Source organism: Nitrobacter winogradskyi (assembly GCF_006539545.1).
GTDB classification, from domain to species: domain Bacteria; phylum Pseudomonadota; class Alphaproteobacteria; order Rhizobiales; family Xanthobacteraceae; genus Nitrobacter; species Nitrobacter winogradskyi_A.
In genome coordinates, this window is record NZ_BJNF01000004.1 from 12,272 (window position 1) to 28,651 (window position 16,380).

The following is a 16,380-nucleotide window of genomic DNA, read 5'->3' on the forward strand; positions in this document are numbered from 1 at the left end:
ATTGCCGGAAAGGCAATGGCTTTTAGAGCAGCCGTGGTGGGCGGCAAAATTCTATGCCGCTTCCGCTTCGATATTGACGACGTTTTCAGCAAGCGTCACCAAAGCTTCATCGGTCTTCTTCTCCTCCACCAGCGTCTGCTTGAGGAGCTTGACCGAGTTGCTGAATCCAAGCTGGTTGGCCCACGCGATCAGCGTGCCGTAGCGCGAGATTTCGTAGTGCTCCACCGCTTGAGCCGCCGCGAGCAATCCTGCATCCAGCGCCGGCGATCCCTTGTACTCGGACATGATATCCTTTCCCTCTTCGATAATGCCGAGGATGGCGTCGCAGGTTTTTCCCTGAGGTCTCGCCTCGATTTCCTCGAATACCTGTTCGAGCCGCTCGATCTGGCCTTCGGTCTCATCGACGTGTTTTTCGAAGGCGGCGCGGAGTTCGTCACTGTGCGCGGCCTTCGCCATCTTCGGCAGCGCACTCAGGATTTTCTTCTCCGCGAAATAGATGTCCTTCAGGGTATCGTGAAAAAGGTCTTGAAGCCGTTTCTGCTTGCTCATCGGAAGCTCCCTTGCATGAGGTCTTCCGATAATCGCGGGATCTGGGCGAGGTTCCTGTCGCGGTCTACAGATCCGGCCGCCAGCTTTCGATCAGTTCCGCGGCGTCGGTCAACTCCACCTGGACGTTGAAGCGTTGGGCGTAGAGACGCAGCGACGCGTCATGCGTCGTGTCATCGTCCGGCGGAGTTTATGCGAACGATGCAGAGAGGCTTCCGGATACGCTATCCCGAACTTTCCAATGATCCGGGTCGCAGCGCGGTGATGCGTTGACATTGGAACGGCCCGTGCTCTGGCGTGTTGGCAGAGGCCAAGCCTGCAAGTGAGATGTTTCAGCAATTCATTCCTTCGTTCCCGTTCGCGGACGCCTTGCGGCGCGATGGCATTGGAGGAATTTGTCAGGCTCGGCTGCCATTGGTGATGGGATCGCCGCGCAAACAGGAGACCGCTCATGTCGTCAGACCGCCCCGCGCCACCGTTCGCCGCCCAGAAGCAGCCCATGCCAGGCACGACGGCACGGATGGAGCCACGACCGGACCATGGCGAGAGCAGTTACAGGGGCTCGGGCAGGCTGCGGGGGTTGAGGGCGATCATTACGGGCGGCGATAGCGGTATCGGTCGGGCCGTCGCCATCGCTTTCGCGCGCGAGGGTGCGGATATTCTCATCGCCTACCTGAACGAGAGCGAGGATGCGCAGGAGGTGAGATCATTGATCGAGAAAGAGGGGCGCAAGGCTGCTCTGGTGGCCGGCGATGTCAGCGATCCCGACCATTGCCAGGCGATCGTCCGGCGCGCGGTGGACGAGCTTGGAGGTCTCGATATCGTTGTCAACAACGCGGCGCATCAGGCGACGTTCAAGGAGATCGGGGATATCAGTGACGATGAATGGCGAATGACCTTCGAGGTCAATATTCACGCGATGTTCTATCTGACAAAGGCAGCCGTGCCCCACCTGAAACCAGGCAGCGCGATCATCAACACCACGTCCATCAATTCGGATATGCCCAATCCGATCCTGCTCGCCTATGCCACGACGAAAGGCGCTATCCAGAATTTTACCGGTGGACTGGCGCAGATGCTCGCCGGAAAATCCATCCGGGTGAATGCCGTTGCGCCCGGCCCCATCTGGACCCCGTTGATTCCCTCCACCATGCCTGAGGAGGTCGTGACCGACTTCGGCAAGCAGGTTCCGATGAAGCGTCCCGGGCAGCCCGCCGAACTGGCGACCGCCTATGTCATGCTGGCTGATCCGCTCTCGAGCTATACGTCCGGCACCACCGTGGCGGTGACCGGGGGCAGACCCTTCATCTGAAGCGCAAACCCTTCATCTGAAAGTGCAACGCTTCATCTGAAAGTGAATGAGCAGGCGGCGTTGCGAGGGGACGATTTGCCTTCCGCCACGTTAAAGGTTGCGCCACGTTAAAGGTTGATATGAGAGGAAGAAGGAACAATGGCATACGCTTTATTCTACCAGGATCAATGCATCGGTGCGGCTGCCCCGACCGAGCTTGAGGCATGGAGACGGGCGCTGCTTTCAGGTCTGATTACCAACATTCCCGCCTCGGATTATCGGGACGTTCATGCCTCGCGGCGGGGTCTTTATGTCAAGCAGGTGAACGAGGAGGTCGAGTTGCAGTTCGACGGTAAGCTCCCGACCGACGTCTCCTGAAAGTACGTTCGCTTCTGATCGAGTGAGAAGCGAGCATGAGATTCTTGGTCTGACGCGGTCTCTTCACGCGAAGCTGTATCCTCGGGTCAAGCTTGGGGGACGCACTTGGCTGGCGGGAGCGGGAGGTTGCCAAAATCCCTCTCAATCCAACCGCAAGGGCGCGGTCGGTCCGTTCGAATAATGAGAAAGTCGGCGCAAATAAGTAAATAAACTTATTTATATTGTAATAACATAGTATATCTCGCCATACGCCGCATCAAAAGCTCGACACGGCCTTATATGTGGCGCATTATACTTGCGGAAGGCGGGGAGCTTTTTCAAGCCGGAGCAATTTGAGGGGGTCGCATGTCGCGTGGCGGAACGGTAGCGCGCGCCGGATATCTGGCGGGTTTTTTTGTCGGTGGCGTAGCACTTGCCGGGGCCATTCCGGCGGCGGCCGAGATCAACAATCCCCCTGTGCTGCAGGACGAGCGGGCGCCGATCGCCAAGCCGGCCTTCAAGAAGCTGGCTCCCGCCGCGCCAATCCCCGGAAGCACGGAGCCTGTCCGCGGCGACCGTCAGCTCGATCTCAAGATCGAATATATCGACAGTCAGATCTATAATCCGTCAAAGGATGGATACGACAAGGTTCGTTTGCGTGGTTACACCGGAAAGGGTGTCAACCCGAACGATCCCTTTGTTTCGCCGACGATCGAGGCAATTCCCGGCGATACGGTGCGCATCACCCTCGACAACACGTTGCCCGCGGGCCCGCAACCCGGTGATCCCGGCTGCATGCCGGGGGCGCAGATGCCTGATATTCCGCATTGCTTCAACGGCACCAATCTCCACACCCACGGGCTGTGGGTAAGCCCGACCGGCAATAGCGACAACGTCTTGCTGTCGATCAATCCGCAAACGCGGTTCACCTACGAATACAACATCCCCTCTGATCATCCGTCCGGCACCTTCTGGTACCACACTCACCGTCATGGCTCGACCGCGCTGCAGGTCTCCAGCGGCATGGCGGGCGCCCTGATCATTCGCGGCGATCGCCCGCCGTCGCCAACCGCGCATGGTGACCTCGACACGCTGATCCCGAGGTCGGCCATTCCGGAGCGGGTGCTGGTGATGCAGCAGATCCAGTATGCCTGCCGCGGGCCCGCGCCCAAGCCGGGCGAACTCGGCCCGATCAAGCAGGACGCCGATGGCCGGTACATCTGCGATCCGGGCGATGTCGGCGGCATCGAGGGCTACGATCAGTTCGGTCCGGGGACCTGGCCCGCGTCAGGCCGCTATACCTCGCTCAACGGACTGGTCTTCAATCCCGACAATCCGCTCAAGGCGAAGCAGGGCGAGATCGAGCGCTGGCGCATGATCCATGCCGGCGTGCGCGACACCATCAGTCTGCAGTTTTTCAAGGTGCGTGACGGCAAGCTGAAGCCGGGTACGAAAACCCTGTTGAAGGCAGGCGCCGCCGCCGATTTCATCAAGGATACATGCGGCTCCACGCCGGTCCCCTACATGCTGGTCGCGGCGGACGGTTTGACGATGAGTGCGGGACAGATGACCGAACTCGCGACCTTTCAGCCGGGCTATCGGTTCGATGCGCTTGTCGCGTTCCCTGACGCCGGACGATACTGCGTGATCGACGCGTCGGCGCCGAAATCGGGCGTGGTCAACGGACTCGATGTCGGTCCGCGGCTGCTGGCGGTGGTGGACGTGGCCGCGGGAACGCCGGTCAAGGACATTCAATCCCATATCAACGGCAAGCTGCTGGCGCTGGCTGACGCCAACATGCCGGATGATGTCAAGCAGACGGTGATCGCGGACCTCAAGAACGGTACGAAACTCTCCAGCTTCACGCCGCATCCCGACATCGCCGACGAAGAGGTGAGGGGCAATGGGACGCAGGAGCTGACCTTCTTCATCGACACGTCCGGCCCCGACGTGAAGTTCGAAGTCGGCAACACGCTGAACACGGCTGACGTGAAGCCTTATGACCCGGCTCGCATCGACCGCTCATTGCCGCTCGGCAAGGCGCAGGAATGGGTGCTGCAGTCGCATTTCGTCAGCCATCCTTTCCACATTCACGTCAACCCGTTCCAGATCGTTTCGATCCTTGATCCCAACGGCAAGGATGTCAGCGCCGCGGGCGCGATCGACAATGCCGGCGGCACGCCTCCCGATCCGCAATATCCCGGGCTCAAGGGGATCTGGAAGGACACGCTGTGGATCAAGAGCCTGATCCCTCCGTCGTCGGCTCCCGGCGGCATCTATACGATCAAGTTCCGCACCCGCTACCAGCGCTACATCGGCGAATACGTTCTGCATTGCCATATCCTCGATCACGAAGATCAAGGCATGATGCAGAACGTCTCCGTCGTTCTTCCCGACCAGGTGGATAGCCCCGCGCCGGGCGACGCGGCGCGCTCGGGAGATCACGCGCGGGTGGGAGGGCACAAGGGTCACAAGTGAGGAGCCGTCCACGCGGGAAGATTCGGAGAACGATGATGACCAATCCCTTTGTCGGAAACTGGAGCTATCGCAGCTTCCTCAACGATCCCAACCTCAACAAGCCAGCCAACGACCTGCTTTTCGGCGCGGGGACGCTGACCATTGTGGAGCGGTCCGAAACCGAGCTTTCAGGGACCATTGGCGGACCCGGGTGGTCGCTCGATCTGCGCGGCAGTTTTGGTTACGGTTCGCCCATGCAGGTGCGCTTCCAGGGCAAGGGTACGGTCGGAGGCGAGCCATGGATCTATGATTACATCGGCTGGCTGGTGCCGGTTTGGCCGAATAGCGCCGATCAGCTGGAAGCGCCGGCGATCGTGGGTTCAGTCGTGCGCACCATCCCGCATGGCGCCAGCCCGGCGGGGGTGGTGGCATCGTTTTATGCGGTTCGTGCAAACTGATTCCAACGGCGGGCCGCGGTGGAGCGGCTAACGACACTGCGTTTCCTCAAGCGATGCCGGGTCTATAGCGTTCCTCACGCAAAGCCGCGCTTCGCTCGAAAGCTCTGCCATGAGGAAATCATCAAACCACGGCATCAGGGGTGCTCGTCTTTTGCCTTTCGCTGGGGCGCTCCGTCGCTTTCGGATTTATCCCGAACGAGGGCGGCATTGACCAGAATCATCAGGCCGATCGGGGTCGTCGTGATGATGAGAACAATGATGAGCAGCTCATGCAGCACCGGACGCGTTCCCAGCGCGGAGAAGTAGATCATCGACGCGATGGCGATGCAGGCCGTTCCCAGGGTGGTTCCCAAAGTGGGTGCGTGGACCCGTTCGTAAAAGCTTCGGAGCGTGAGCAGGCCTAACGAGCCGATCAGCGTGATCGCCGCTCCGCCGACCAGGAAAACCGCCGTCAGGACGGCGGGCAGCGCGGAAAGTTCATCTGCCGCATTCACTCGATGACCTCCCCGCGAAGCAGGAATTTGGCGAGGGCCACTGTGCTGACGAAGCCGAGCAGCGCAATCATCAGGGCCGCCTCAAAGTAAAGTGTCGTGCCGGTGCGGATGCCCAGGGTGAGGACCAGCAGCATCGCGTTCACATAAAGACTGTCGAATCCAACGACGCGATCCTGCGCCCGTGGCCCACGAAGGATGCGGAAGGCGGCGCACGCCATCGCGCAGCCCAGCAGGATCTGTGCCGTGGTGATCGACCAGGCAAGCATCATGCTCATGTGAAAATCTCCAACAGCCGCCGCTCGTAACGTCCCTTGATGATGTCCACCCATTCGGCCTTGTCGACCAGATCAAGCACATGGATGGTCAGAATGCCGCTCGCCTCGTTGAAGTCCACCCACAGGGTGCCCGGCGTCGACGTGATGATGCAGGCCAGCGCCGCCAGCCCATAGGGGTTGCGGAGTTCAAGCGGGATCTCCACGAAGCCCACGGTCCGTTCCCTTCGTTCGGGTCCGAAAATGATGCGGGCGACGGCTGCGTTGGATCGCACGATGTCCACGACAACGAGAAAGGCCAGGCGGAAGATCGCACCCAGCCGCCGTGGCCGCGCCTTCGGCGGCTGCAAGGCTGCAAGGCCCCATCCGCCGATCAGGGCCACCACGCTGCCCAGAAGAATGTGGCCCGGCGAAAGTGTTTCATTGAGCAGCAGCCAGAACCCGAGGAGACTGAGACTGACCAGGGGAAACGGCACGAGGCGCGTCATGTCGGCCCCCGTGAATCATTGAGCTTGGCCGGAGAATCCAGAACGCCACGGACATAGTGGTGAGGGGCATGCAGCGATTGCGCTGTCGCCTGCATGAATCGCATGATGGGGCCTGCCTCGACTGTCTGAATGGCGCAAAGCAGCAGGAGGACCGCAACGGGCGCCATCTCGATCAGACGGACGCGGGGAATGGTGCGGTCCGGCGAAGCCCAGAATGAACGGATGCCGGCGCGCGTCATGGCGATCAGCGCCGCCAGTCCTGAAACGATCAACAGGGAAAGAAAGATCCATATCGCGAGAGGGAGTTCGTTCGCCGGAGCGCCGAGAGCGGTCGTCAGGATCGCGAATTTGGCGACAAATCCGGAAAGCGGGGGCATGCCCGAGATGACGAGGGCGCAACTGATGAAAGCCACGCCGAGGATGCCGATCGTCGCCGGGATCGCGATTCCGGTTTCCTGCGAATTTTCCGAGTCGTCCTCGTCGCCGTAGAGTTCCCGGGTCACCGCGAGCACGTCGGCGCCGGGCTCGCGGTCGCGCTCGACCAATTCGATCAGGAGGAAGAACGCGCCCAGGCCGAGCGTCGAACTGATCAGGTAGAAGAGGGCGGCTCCGGTCACGCCGACCTGTCCCAGACCGATCGTGGCGAGTATCGTGCCTGACGATACCAGCACTGAAAAGGAAGCGAGCCGCGCCATGTCCTGCGACGCGAGGCTTCCGATCGCGCCGAACGCCACGGTCGCCATGCCGCCCATGAGCAGCAACTGATCTCCGAATTGAGCCGACGCTCCGGTGCCATCACCGAACAGCAGCAGCGACAGCCGGATGATGATGTAGGCGCCGACCTTCGTCAGCACCGCGAAAATCGCCGCCACCGGCGGCGGCGCGGCCGCATAGGTGCCGGGGAGCCAGAAGCATAGTGGCCACATCCCGGCCTTGACGAGAAACGCGATGCCCAGGATGCCGGCTCCGGCCTCCAGCAGCCCACGATCCTGCGCGCCGATCGCAGGAATGCGCGTGGCCAGATCCGCCATGTTGAGCGTGCCGGTTACGCCGTAGATCAAGCTGACGCCGATCAGAAACAGCAGCGACGCCACCAGGTTGACGGCGATGTAGTGTAACCCGGCCTTGACCCGTGCCGATCCCGAGCCATGCAGAGCCAGGCCATAGGAAGCCGCGAGCAGGACCTCGATGAAAACAAACAGGTTGAAGAGATCGCCGGTGAGGAAAGCGCCGTTGATTCCCATCAGCATGAACTGAAACAGCGGATGGAACAGCACTCCCGCGCGGTGCCAGCGCGCCAGGGAGAATACGGCCGCCGCGGCGGCGAGCAGGCTGGTCAGCAGCAGCATGAGCGTCGCCAGCCGGTCCACCACGAGCACGATTGCGAAGGGCGCGGGCCAGTCGCCCAGGCGATAGACGCCGGCGACGCCTGTCGGAGCGACATCGGCCGCGCGCAGCAGGATGATGGAGATCGCCACCAGCGCGAAAGACGTGATGATATTGAGCGCGGCGCTGATGTTGCGTCGCTGCTCTCCTCCGAGAGCCAACATGATCGCGCCTGCAAACAGCGGCAGCACGACCGGCGCGATCATCAGATTATTCACGATTACGGCTCCCGTCCGTCGACGTGGTCGGTCCCCGTCAGGCCGCGGGATGCGATCAGAACGACCAGAAACAGCGCGGTGGTCGCGAAACTGATGACGATGGCCGTCAGGACGAGCGCCTGTGGCAACGGATCCGGAAGGCCGTTGATGTTGTCAGCCGCATGCGACCCCAGAATCGGGGCGGCGTCGATCTTGAGCCGCCCCATCGCGACGATAAAAAGATTGACCGCATAAGACAGCAATGACAGGCCGATGATGACCTGAAACGTGCGCGGTCGAAGCAGCAGCCACACGCCCGAACCCGCGAGCACGCCGATGCCAATAGCGAGTACGATTTCCACTATCGCACCTCGGCCGTTGCGGATGCGGCTGCGGCGCTGGATGCGCGGCTGGAAGGCGTCCGATGACTGCGCACGGTCTGGTGGGCGATCGCGATCAGCATCAGGACGGTGGCGCCGACGACCAGTGCAAAGACTCCGAGATCAAACAGGAGCGCGCTCGCCACCGGCACGGAGCCGATCCAGGGAATCTCGCGATATGAGAATGACGAACTCAGGAAGGGCCGCTCGAACCACCAGGCGCCCACGCCGACGCCGGCGGTCATGAGCAGGCCCGCGCCCATCCAGTGCACGGGCAGAATGCGCAGATGGTCCTCCGTCCAGGTGGTTCCGCGAGCGATGTACTGGAGGATGAACGCGACGGCCATCGTGATGCCGGCGACGAATCCGCCCCCGGGCAGGTCGTGGCCCCGCAGCAGGAGAAAAACCGCTGTCGTGCAGATCACCGGGAAAACCAGTGCCATCATGAGCTGGGGGACGGCCATCGCGCTCCTGAGCGTGTCGCCCTTCTCGCGACTGGGTTGAGCCTCATCGTAGAGATCCTGACAGGACTGCTGCTCGGGCACCGGAATGCTTTCGGCAGCGGGCCGGAATCGCCGCAGCAAGGCATAGACGGTCAGCGCGACGATGCCGAGCACCGTGATCTCGCCGAAAGTGTCGAACGCACGAAAGTCGACGAGGATGACATTTACAATGTTGGTCCCGCCGCCCAGCGTGTAGGCGTTCTCGACAAAGAACCGCGCGATGCTGTCGGGCGCCGCTCGCGTCATGACCGCGTAGGACAGCACGGCGAGCCCGCCTCCGGATGCGACCGCGATGCCGAGGTCGCGGTAGCGGCGCGAGGAGAGATCGCGTTCCGGCACGTCGGCTGCGGGAAATTTCTCGATGCGCTTCGGCAGCCAACGCAGCCCGAGAAGGAGCAGTACGGTCGTGACGGTCTCGACCGCCAGTTGGGTCAGGGCGAGATCAGGCGCGGCGAGCCAGACGAAGCTGACGCACGTCACCAGACCCGCGCCACCCACGAAAATGAGGGCTGCGAAGCGATGGAATTTGCCCTGATAGGCCGCGGCCAGCGCGCAGGCGCCTCCTACGGCCCAGATCAGCGCGAATGTGACATCGAAAGACGTTCGCGCCGTTCCCCAGATATCGATTCCGTGAGCGAACATCGGAGCGATCCCGGCCAGCAAAGCCGCGCAGAACACCAGCCGCAACTGTGGTTGCAGGCGGCGCGTGCCGAGCAATTCCTCCAGCCGCCTTGCGAGCTGCCATGAGATGGCGACGAGCACGCGGTCGAAAATGCGCTGACCCTGGATATGCCGCAACAGCGGCGGCCCTTCCGCGATCAGCAGATACGACCGGAGCATCAGATAGATGGCTACGCCGCCGGTGATCGCGACCAGGCTCATCACGAACTCGGGCGTGAAGCCGTGCCAGATCGCAAGGCTGTAAATGGGAATGATGTCGCCGAGGACGGCATGGAGCGCGGTGAGGAGCAGGGGACCGATCGTGAGGCTGGGAACAATGCCGACAAGGAGACAGGCAAGAACGAGGAGCCCGACGGGAAAACGCATCAGGAACGGCGGTTCATGCGGTATGCGTGTCAACTCTTTCGGCGGGGGGCCGAAAAACACTTCGGCTATGAACCGCAGCGAGTAAGCGACCGTGAACATGCTGGCCGCTGTCACGATATAGGGCAGCGACTGGTCCAGCAGTGAGTTGGTGTGAGTTTCGATTGTCTCGGCGAAGAACATCTCCTTCGACAGGAAGCCGTTCAACAACGGAACGCCGGCCATGGCGGCGGCGGCGACCATCGCCAGCGTCGCCGTGACCGGCATGAACCGCCGCAGGCCGCTCAGGCGGCGCAGGTCGCGGGTGCCGGTTTCATGGTCGATGATCCCGGCCGCCATGAACAGCGATGCCTTGAACGTTGCATGGTTCATCAGGTGAAAGATGGCGGCGACCTGTGCGAGCGGTGAGTCGAGACCGATAAGCAGCGTAATGAGCCCGAGGTGGCTGATAGTCGAGTAGGCGAGCAGCCCTTTCATGTCCTGCTGGAAAAGAGCGATGAACGCTCCGAGCATGAAGCTGATCAACCCCGCCGAACCCACGAGCCACACCCACTCGTCCGTTCCGCCCAGCGCCGGCCAGAGCCGCACCAGAAGAAAGACCCCACCCTTCACCATGGTGGCGGAGTGGAGATAGGCCGACACCGGCGTCGGCGCCGCCATCGCCTGAGGCAGCCAGAAATGGAACGGGAACTGCGCGCTTTTTGTCAGGGCCCCGAGCAGAATGAGGACGAGCGTCGGAGTGTAGAGCGAATGCGCGCGGATCTTGTCCCCGGACGCGAGAACCTGATCGAGGTCATAGCTGCCGACGATATTTCCCAGGATCAGTATGCCGGCGAACATGCAGAATCCGCCGACCGACGTCACGATCAGAGCCATGCGCGCGCCGTCCCGCGCCTGCGCCGTCTGGTGCCAGTAGCCGATCAGCAGAAAGGAAAAGAGGCTGGTCAGTTCCCAGAAGAAAACCAGCTGGATCAGGTTGCCGGAGAGCACGATGCCGAGCATCGCTCCCATGAAGGCGAGCAGAAAGGAAAAAAACCTCGGTACGGGATCCTGGGGGGACATGTAATAGCGGGCATAGAGCACCACCAGGAACCCGATGGCGACGATCAGTGCGGCCAGCACCCAGGCGAAGCCGTCCATCCTCAGGTAGAAGTCGAGGCCGAGTTCAGGCATCCATTGGACGGTATGCCGGATCACCCCTCCGTCGTCGATCTGAGGGTAGCTGACGGCCAGAAGCACCACGCAGGCGAGCGAAACCGCGCCGGCCAGCCAGGCTTCCGCGTTGCGCGCGTTGCTCGGAAGGACCGCGGCAACACAGCTCCCGGCGAAGGGGAGCGCGAGAACGACGATGAGGATCGTTTCATAAGGCATCGTCATTCGTGACCTTTTCGGGACGAGAACTCCAGACGGTTATGTCGGCCGGGAACCATGGTATGGTCGATTTGTAGGCGGGAAGGCAAGCTGGCGTCGAGTCGCGGGCAGCCAGAGTTGATGTCCGGCCTGGCTCCGTGAAACTGCTGCGCGTTGCGGCCAGGGCTGATGCGACATCAAGGCTGATGCGACGTCGAGGCTGATGCAGCGTCAAGGCTGATGCTACGTATCGACACTTGCGAAAGGCGTCGGACCGGTTCATCTTTTTCCCCTGATCACGCGACGTGCCGCCGGCGGAACCCCGATGCGACTGACGAGCTTCTTCGACTACACTCTGCGCCTGCTGATGTATGCGGCCACCCATGGCGATCGGCTGATCACGATTGAAGAGACCGCCAGCGTTTACGGCATTTCGCGTACTCATCTGATGAAAGTGGCAAATCAGCTCACGCGCGCGGGTTATCTCAAGGCCGTCCGTGGCAGGTCCGGCGGGCTGATGCTTGCCAAACGGCCAAACCGGATCAAGCTCGGCGACGTCTTGTGCGCCACCGAGCCGGATTTTGCGCTGGTGGAATGTTTTTCCTCGAACAACCGCTGTCCGATCACGTCGAGTTGCCGGTTGCGGGCGCCGTTGCGGGAAGCGCTGAATGCGTTCACCACGACGCTCGATCGCTATACGCTCGCCGATCTCATTCTCAGTCCGAAAGATTTCGGGATCCCGCCGGCTGCTTGAACGGCGCGCCGTCCGTTATTGCCGCGGGATATCGGCAGATAGCGCCGCATCGCGTGCATCGGCCTGCTACCGTTTGCCGCTCTGGCCCCTGAATCTGTGTTTTTGTCGATTTCAGACTGTACAAACATATATCCTCAGTACATGTTTACGCCACGTCGCACGAGAGTGAGACGATCTGATCCATCCGCGGCGTGAGGCATGAGGAAAGCACCCGTCAATCAAACGCAGAAGTCCAGAGGCTGGTTGAAGCTGTACCTTGGCTCCTCGTTTGCCGGAGCCGCGGTCGGCATGGCTGTCGCGGTCTGGTTCACGTATCAATCGCCTCTCGCCACGCATCACGTCACCATTCCCTTGAACAGCGCGGCGACCAATCCGCCCGTGCCGCTTGAGGGCCTGTTCGACCTGCCGAAGCTCCTGGCCGCGGAGCACGCGAGCCAGCCCTGGGCAATCATGGGTGGCGCATTACTGCAACTGAGCCTTCCTCGCTTGAGCATTCCGCTGCTCGAGCGCGCGATCGAGCGTGATCCTGAAAACAGCTTGCTTCATGTCGCATTGGGGGAAGCGCTCGCGCTGGCGGATGGCGGCGTGATCTCGGATCGGGCCAAGGCGGAATTCGAACGCGTGCTCAAAGGCGATCCGAACGACCTGATCGCGCGTTTCTATATGGGGAAGTGGCTGCTGCAAAACGGCAAGGCGAAGCCGGCGCTGGTGAAATGGGTCGGCTTGATGCGGACGGTGGGAAACGATCAGACCTGGAATGATCGGCTTTGGACGGTGATGCCAAGGGCGGCGGAGGAGGTCGGCATCAGCCAGCTGACGCTGCAGGCTCTCTGCACCTCGGGGATGTAGTCATGCCGCAATATAACGTGCTGCGATGTAACCGGCGCCGTCGCGCAAAGGATTCGACACGCAACGCGCGCGCGACCGATCGTCAGGCGCATCCTCAATGCGACGCGAAGTGTGTAAAAGATGAATTTTAAATATTGCTTTATGGCTCTGAAGATGGCACGGTTTGCATGAAGTCGGTTCGAGGTTGAATTCACGCGTCATGATCACGACAACTGTTCAGTATCGGCGACTCCAGCGGGAGCAGGCGCCTGACGGATGAACGCTCAGGATCGCCTGTGCCTGGTAGCGGTTTATCTAAAAACATCAATCGAGAATGCATGTTATGCCCATGATCGTGCAATGCCGTGCGCTGCGCGCACGTCTCGCAAAAGTCATCTTCGCAGCAAGCGCCGCATTGTGCGCCGTGAGTCCGGGAGCGGCGCTTGCCGAGACGAGGCAGTTCTCGATGATCATCGAGGATACGATCCTCAAGCTCGTCGACAAGCAGACCTTTCACGTCTTCTCGTTCAACGGCCAGAGTCCCGGCCCGCTCTTCCACGTGAAGGAAGGCGATGATGTTGAGATCGAGGTCGAAAACCAGACGACATTGCCGCATACGATTCACTGGCACGGCCTGTATCAGCGCGGCACCTGGAAGCACGATGGCGTGCCGGATGTCACGCAGCCGGCGATTCCTCCGGGCGAGACCTTCACCTACCGCTTCAAGGCCGAACCGTCCGGCACCATGTGGTATCACTGTCACGTCAACGTCAACGAGCACGTTGCGATGCGCGGCATGTGGGGTCCTTTCATCATCGACCCGAAGGATCCGCCGCCGGTCGAGAAGGAAGTCACCAAAGATTACATCATGATGTTCTCAAGCTGGGCGTCGGCTTGGGCGAAGAAGCCGGGCTATGGCGGCGTCCCTGGCGACGTGCCGGATTTCTTCACCATCAACGGCAAGGCCTATCCGGACACCCAGCCGTTGCGGATCAAGGAGGGCGATGTCGTCCGCATCCGCCTGATCGGCGCCGGCGACGAGATGCATTCCATCCATATCCACGGCCACCTCTTCGAGGTTTACGCAAAGGATGGCCGGCCCCTCGCCAATCCCTACCTCGCCGACACGATCCTGTTCGGGCCGGGTGAGCGCTATGACCTGATCCTGCGCGCCGATAATCCCGGCATCTGGATGGTGCACGATCACATCGACAAGCACACCACGAACGGCAGTTCTCCGATGGGCGGCATGATGACCACCATCGAATACGAGGAAATTCCGGTGAAGGAGCAGTCTTTCTACAAATGGAAGAACAAGGAGTTCGTGCCTGATTTCTATTACGAGGAATCGATGAAGAAGCCGCTCGACATGCACGAGAGCCCTGCCTTCAAGGGCGATCCCGCGCCCTGAACCCGATCGAAAGGAGAGTGGACATGAAAGGGCTTTTGCTCGCCGTCGCGGGCCTGACCGCGGCATTACTGGGCAGCGCAAGCGCCGCCGACAAACTTGATCCGAGCTGTTCCGGCTGTCATGCGCTGGCCAAGCCGGCCGACACATCGCTGGACAGGCTGCTGACCCGCAAGGGTCCCGACCTCTGGTACGCGGGCAGCAAGTTCAAGAAGGAATGGCTGGTTGCCTGGCTGCAGGACCCCAAGCCGATCCGTCCCGCCGGTTATCCGTATTTCAAGACGGTGAAGAAGGGCGACAAGAACGACGTGCCCGATCCGTCCAAGATCGCCGCTCATCCGAAACTCAAGAAAGCCGATGCCGAGGCCGCCGCTGAGGCGCTGATGGCTTTGAAGGCTCCCGCCGATCTCGTTCCGGCGGGCATTTTCAAGGGTGATATGAAAGGCGCGCGGATGGGGTCGCTGGCCTTCGTCAAGTTTCGCGGCTGCGTTGCCTGCCATCAGGGCGATAAAGGCGAGGGGGGGCTTTCCGGACCGCGGCTGACCGATGCCGGCGTGCGGCTGCAGGCGGACTTCATCGCCGCCTATACCGCCGATCCGCAGCGTTTCGATCCGCACATCTGGATGCCGACGTCGAACCTGAAGGATCAGGATATCCAGCGGCTGACCGCGTTTCTGGTTCAGTTGAGCCAAGGAGACAAGTGATGAAAACGCAAATGTCGGCGGTTCTCGCTGGTCTGGCCCTGCTGCTCGCGCCATCGACAAGCCAGGCCGATCAGTCGATCGAGCAGGTCTATGAGGTCTACTGCGTGCAGTGTCACGGCCTTCAGCGCAACGGCACCGGCGTCAACGTGCCCGCCCTTTCCGTGAAGCCGCGCGATCACACCGATGCGAAAAGCATGAGCGACACGCCGGATGACGAACTGTTCAAGGCCATCAAGGAAGGCGGGCTTGCCGTCAACAAGTCGGTGCTGATGCCGACCTGGGGTCACGTCCTGTCTGAAGACCAGATCAAGGGCCTCGTCAAATATCTGCGGCAGGTCTGCAAATGCGGCAAGTGAATTCAACGAGGAATCATACCAGGCCATGAAGGGGAGAGCGATTTCAATGACCACTGCACGTTTGAGGAATGGCGTCATCGCGGGGAGCGTGGCGGCCGTCATGGTGCTTGCCGGCGCCGCGATCACCGCGGCCCAGGCCAAGACTGTCAAGATCGAACTGGTCGCCAAGGAAGTGACGGTCCCGCTCGATAATCAGGGCAATACCGTCGCCGCCTGGACCTTCAACGGTCAGGTCCCCGGTCCGATAATCCGGGCGACGGAAGGAGATACCATCGAGTTCACCTTGAAGAACGACGCCACGAACAAGAAATCGCATTCGATCGACATGCACTCCGCGCGCTCGGATGTTCTGACGGATTTTGCGTCGATCAAGCCCGGCGAGACCAAGACCTTCTCCTACGTTCCGGAACACCCTGGCGTGTTCTTCTATCATTGCGGATCCGATCCGATGATCCAGCACATCGCCCGGGGCATGTTCGGCGTGGTCATCATCGATCCCAAAGACCCCAATGCGATGCCCAAGGCGGACCGTGAGTACGTCCTGATCGAGCATCAGATCTTCGAGAATCCCGAAGACGTCGACGCGATGATGGCGAACAAGTGGAAGCGTAACGCCTTCAACGCAGTGCCATTCCAGTATGACCCCGTGCATGATGAACATGCCACGCAGACACTCGAGGCCAAGCCGGGCGAGCGCGTGCGCATCTATATGGTCAATGCCGGTCCCAACGAGTTTTCCGGATTTCATCCGATCGCGGGCATCTGGGACAGGATCTATCCGTCGGGCAACCCGAAGAACGTGATGGTCGGGATGCAGAACTATACCCTGGCGCCGGGCGATGCCGCGACCTTCGACCTCATCTCACCGAAGGAAGGCGCCTATGCGCTGGTGAATCACTCCATGCGCGCCGCGCTAACCGGCGGCATCGCGATTCTCATGATCAGCGACAAGGCTGATCCCTCGATGGGGCGTGGTGACAAAATCCTCGTCCGCTGACGTCAGACCGTGACGTGGGGCGTCCCTGGCGTTCCACGTCACAATTTTTAGAGCCCGTTTCTGATAGAATCAGAAGCGGGCTCTATGATTTAGTTTGTCGCGTTTTCTTC

The 16,380-nt window shown here is 61.1% G+C and carries 17 protein-coding genes; 10 read left to right on the top strand and 7 right to left on the bottom strand.

The genetic code is table 11. The features are described 5' to 3' along the window. Positions 1-51: 51 nt before the first annotated feature. Positions 52-549 (bottom strand): YciE/YciF ferroxidase family protein, encoded by a 498-nt coding sequence (locus tag NWI01_RS01500; protein ID WP_141382023.1) that lies wholly within the window; start codon positions 547-549, stop codon positions 52-54. A gap of 448 nt (positions 550-997) precedes the next feature. On the opposite strand from NWI01_RS01500, the gene NWI01_RS01510 reads away from it, so the two are divergent. From NWI01_RS01510 to NWI01_RS01525, 4 genes are all read left to right on the top strand, one after another. Beyond that, positions 998-1,858 carry an SDR family oxidoreductase gene (locus NWI01_RS01510; protein WP_141382025.1) on the top strand — a complete coding sequence of 287 codons (861 nt, stop codon included), beginning with the start codon at positions 998-1,000 and terminating at the stop codon, positions 1,856-1,858. 138 nt (positions 1,859-1,996) lie between these two features. After that, on the top strand, positions 1,997-2,215 hold the full coding sequence (locus NWI01_RS01515; protein WP_141382028.1) for a hypothetical protein: 219 nt from the start codon (positions 1,997-1,999) through the stop codon (positions 2,213-2,215). Positions 2,216-2,560: 345 nt separating this feature from the next. Beyond that, on the top strand, positions 2,561-4,672 hold the full coding sequence (locus tag NWI01_RS01520; protein WP_141382030.1) for a multicopper oxidase family protein: 2,112 nt from the start codon (positions 2,561-2,563) through the stop codon (positions 4,670-4,672). 32 nt (positions 4,673-4,704) lie between these two features. Further along, positions 4,705-5,109, top strand: a complete 405-nt coding sequence (locus NWI01_RS01525) for a hypothetical protein (protein ID WP_141382032.1) — start codon at positions 4,705-4,707, stop codon at positions 5,107-5,109. 134 nt (positions 5,110-5,243) lie between these two features. Here the strand turns inward: NWI01_RS01525 and mnhG are convergent, their stop codons facing one another. From mnhG to NWI01_RS01555, 6 genes are read right to left on the bottom strand one after another with little or no spacing between them, the layout of a single operon-like run. Then, the gene (gene mnhG / locus NWI01_RS01530) at positions 5,244-5,603 is read right to left on the bottom strand and encodes a monovalent cation/H(+) antiporter subunit G (protein WP_141382034.1); all 360 of its coding nucleotides are present in this window, start codon (positions 5,601-5,603) and stop codon (positions 5,244-5,246) included. After that, entirely contained in the window at positions 5,600-5,878 is a 279-nt protein-coding gene (locus tag NWI01_RS01535) for a K+/H+ antiporter subunit F (RefSeq protein WP_141382036.1), read from the bottom strand. The genes mnhG and NWI01_RS01535 overlap by 4 nt, the downstream gene beginning before the upstream one ends. Further along, on the bottom strand, positions 5,875-6,363 hold the full coding sequence (locus NWI01_RS01540) for a Na+/H+ antiporter subunit E (RefSeq protein ID WP_141382038.1): 489 nt from the start codon (positions 6,361-6,363) through the stop codon (positions 5,875-5,877). The genes NWI01_RS01535 and NWI01_RS01540 overlap by 4 nt, the downstream gene beginning before the upstream one ends. Beyond that, positions 6,360-7,967, bottom strand: a complete 1,608-nt coding sequence (locus NWI01_RS01545) for a monovalent cation/H+ antiporter subunit D (RefSeq protein WP_141382040.1) — start codon at positions 7,965-7,967, stop codon at positions 6,360-6,362. Before NWI01_RS01545 ends, NWI01_RS01540 begins: the two co-directional genes overlap by 4 nt. A 2-nt stretch (positions 7,968-7,969) precedes the next feature. After that, on the bottom strand, positions 7,970-8,308 hold the full coding sequence (locus tag NWI01_RS01550; RefSeq protein WP_141382042.1) for a Na+/H+ antiporter subunit C: 339 nt from the start codon (positions 8,306-8,308) through the stop codon (positions 7,970-7,972). Then, the gene (locus NWI01_RS01555) at positions 8,308-11,250 is read right to left on the bottom strand and encodes a monovalent cation/H+ antiporter subunit A (RefSeq protein WP_141382044.1); all 2,943 of its coding nucleotides are present in this window, start codon (positions 11,248-11,250) and stop codon (positions 8,308-8,310) included. The genes NWI01_RS01550 and NWI01_RS01555 overlap by 1 nt, the downstream gene beginning before the upstream one ends. Before the next feature lie 298 nt (positions 11,251-11,548). On the opposite strand from NWI01_RS01555, the gene NWI01_RS01560 reads away from it, so the two are divergent. From NWI01_RS01560 to NWI01_RS01585, 6 genes are all read left to right on the top strand, one after another. Beyond that, positions 11,549-11,977, top strand: coding sequence for an RrF2 family transcriptional regulator (locus NWI01_RS01560; protein ID WP_141382046.1), 429 nt, complete (start codon positions 11,549-11,551; stop codon positions 11,975-11,977). 198 nt (positions 11,978-12,175) lie between these two features. Beyond that, positions 12,176-12,826 carry a tetratricopeptide repeat protein gene (locus NWI01_RS01565; protein ID WP_141382048.1) on the top strand — a complete coding sequence of 217 codons (651 nt, stop codon included), beginning with the start codon at positions 12,176-12,178 and terminating at the stop codon, positions 12,824-12,826. Between the two features lie 313 nt (positions 12,827-13,139). After that, complete coding sequence (locus tag NWI01_RS01570; RefSeq protein WP_141382050.1) at positions 13,140-14,216, top strand: multicopper oxidase domain-containing protein; 1,077 nt, start codon at positions 13,140-13,142, stop codon at positions 14,214-14,216. 23 nt (positions 14,217-14,239) lie between these two features. Continuing rightward, positions 14,240-14,917 carry a c-type cytochrome gene (locus tag NWI01_RS01575; RefSeq protein ID WP_141382052.1) on the top strand — a complete coding sequence of 226 codons (678 nt, stop codon included), beginning with the start codon at positions 14,240-14,242 and terminating at the stop codon, positions 14,915-14,917. Continuing rightward, on the top strand, positions 14,917-15,273 hold the full coding sequence (locus NWI01_RS01580) for a c-type cytochrome (RefSeq protein WP_141382054.1): 357 nt from the start codon (positions 14,917-14,919) through the stop codon (positions 15,271-15,273). The genes NWI01_RS01575 and NWI01_RS01580 overlap by 1 nt, the downstream gene beginning before the upstream one ends. 46 nt (positions 15,274-15,319) lie before the next feature. After that, the gene (locus NWI01_RS01585) at positions 15,320-16,270 is read left to right on the top strand and encodes a multicopper oxidase domain-containing protein (protein WP_141382055.1); all 951 of its coding nucleotides are present in this window, start codon (positions 15,320-15,322) and stop codon (positions 16,268-16,270) included. The last annotated feature ends 110 nt before the right edge of the window (positions 16,271-16,380 follow it).

Bases quoted from the DNA above. Each gene is read 5' to 3' on its own strand.
- NWI01_RS01585 (WP_141382055.1), top strand. From the start codon at position 15,320: ATGACCACTGCACGTTTGAGGAATGGCGTCATCGCGGGGAGCGTGGCG.
- NWI01_RS01535 (WP_141382036.1), bottom strand. From the start codon at position 5,878: ATGAGCATGATGCTTGCCTGGTCGATCACCACGGCACAGATCCTGCTG.
- NWI01_RS01510 (WP_141382025.1), top strand. From the start codon at position 998: ATGTCGTCAGACCGCCCCGCGCCACCGTTCGCCGCCCAGAAGCAGCCC.
- NWI01_RS01570 (WP_141382050.1), top strand. From the start codon at position 13,140: ATGCATGTTATGCCCATGATCGTGCAATGCCGTGCGCTGCGCGCACGT.
- NWI01_RS01575 (WP_141382052.1), top strand. From the start codon at position 14,240: ATGAAAGGGCTTTTGCTCGCCGTCGCGGGCCTGACCGCGGCATTACTG.
- NWI01_RS01515 (WP_141382028.1), top strand. From the start codon at position 1,997: ATGGCATACGCTTTATTCTACCAGGATCAATGCATCGGTGCGGCTGCC.
- NWI01_RS01580 (WP_141382054.1), top strand. From the start codon at position 14,917: ATGAAAACGCAAATGTCGGCGGTTCTCGCTGGTCTGGCCCTGCTGCTC.
- NWI01_RS01500 (WP_141382023.1), bottom strand. From the start codon at position 549: ATGAGCAAGCAGAAACGGCTTCAAGACCTTTTTCACGATACCCTGAAG.
- NWI01_RS01555 (WP_141382044.1), bottom strand. From the start codon at position 11,250: ATGACGATGCCTTATGAAACGATCCTCATCGTCGTTCTCGCGCTCCCC.
- NWI01_RS01520 (WP_141382030.1), top strand. From the start codon at position 2,561: ATGTCGCGTGGCGGAACGGTAGCGCGCGCCGGATATCTGGCGGGTTTT.
- NWI01_RS01565 (WP_141382048.1), top strand. From the start codon at position 12,176: ATGAGGAAAGCACCCGTCAATCAAACGCAGAAGTCCAGAGGCTGGTTG.
- NWI01_RS01525 (WP_141382032.1), top strand. From the start codon at position 4,705: ATGATGACCAATCCCTTTGTCGGAAACTGGAGCTATCGCAGCTTCCTC.
- NWI01_RS01540 (WP_141382038.1), bottom strand. From the start codon at position 6,363: ATGACGCGCCTCGTGCCGTTTCCCCTGGTCAGTCTCAGTCTCCTCGGG.
- NWI01_RS01560 (WP_141382046.1), top strand. From the start codon at position 11,549: ATGCGACTGACGAGCTTCTTCGACTACACTCTGCGCCTGCTGATGTAT.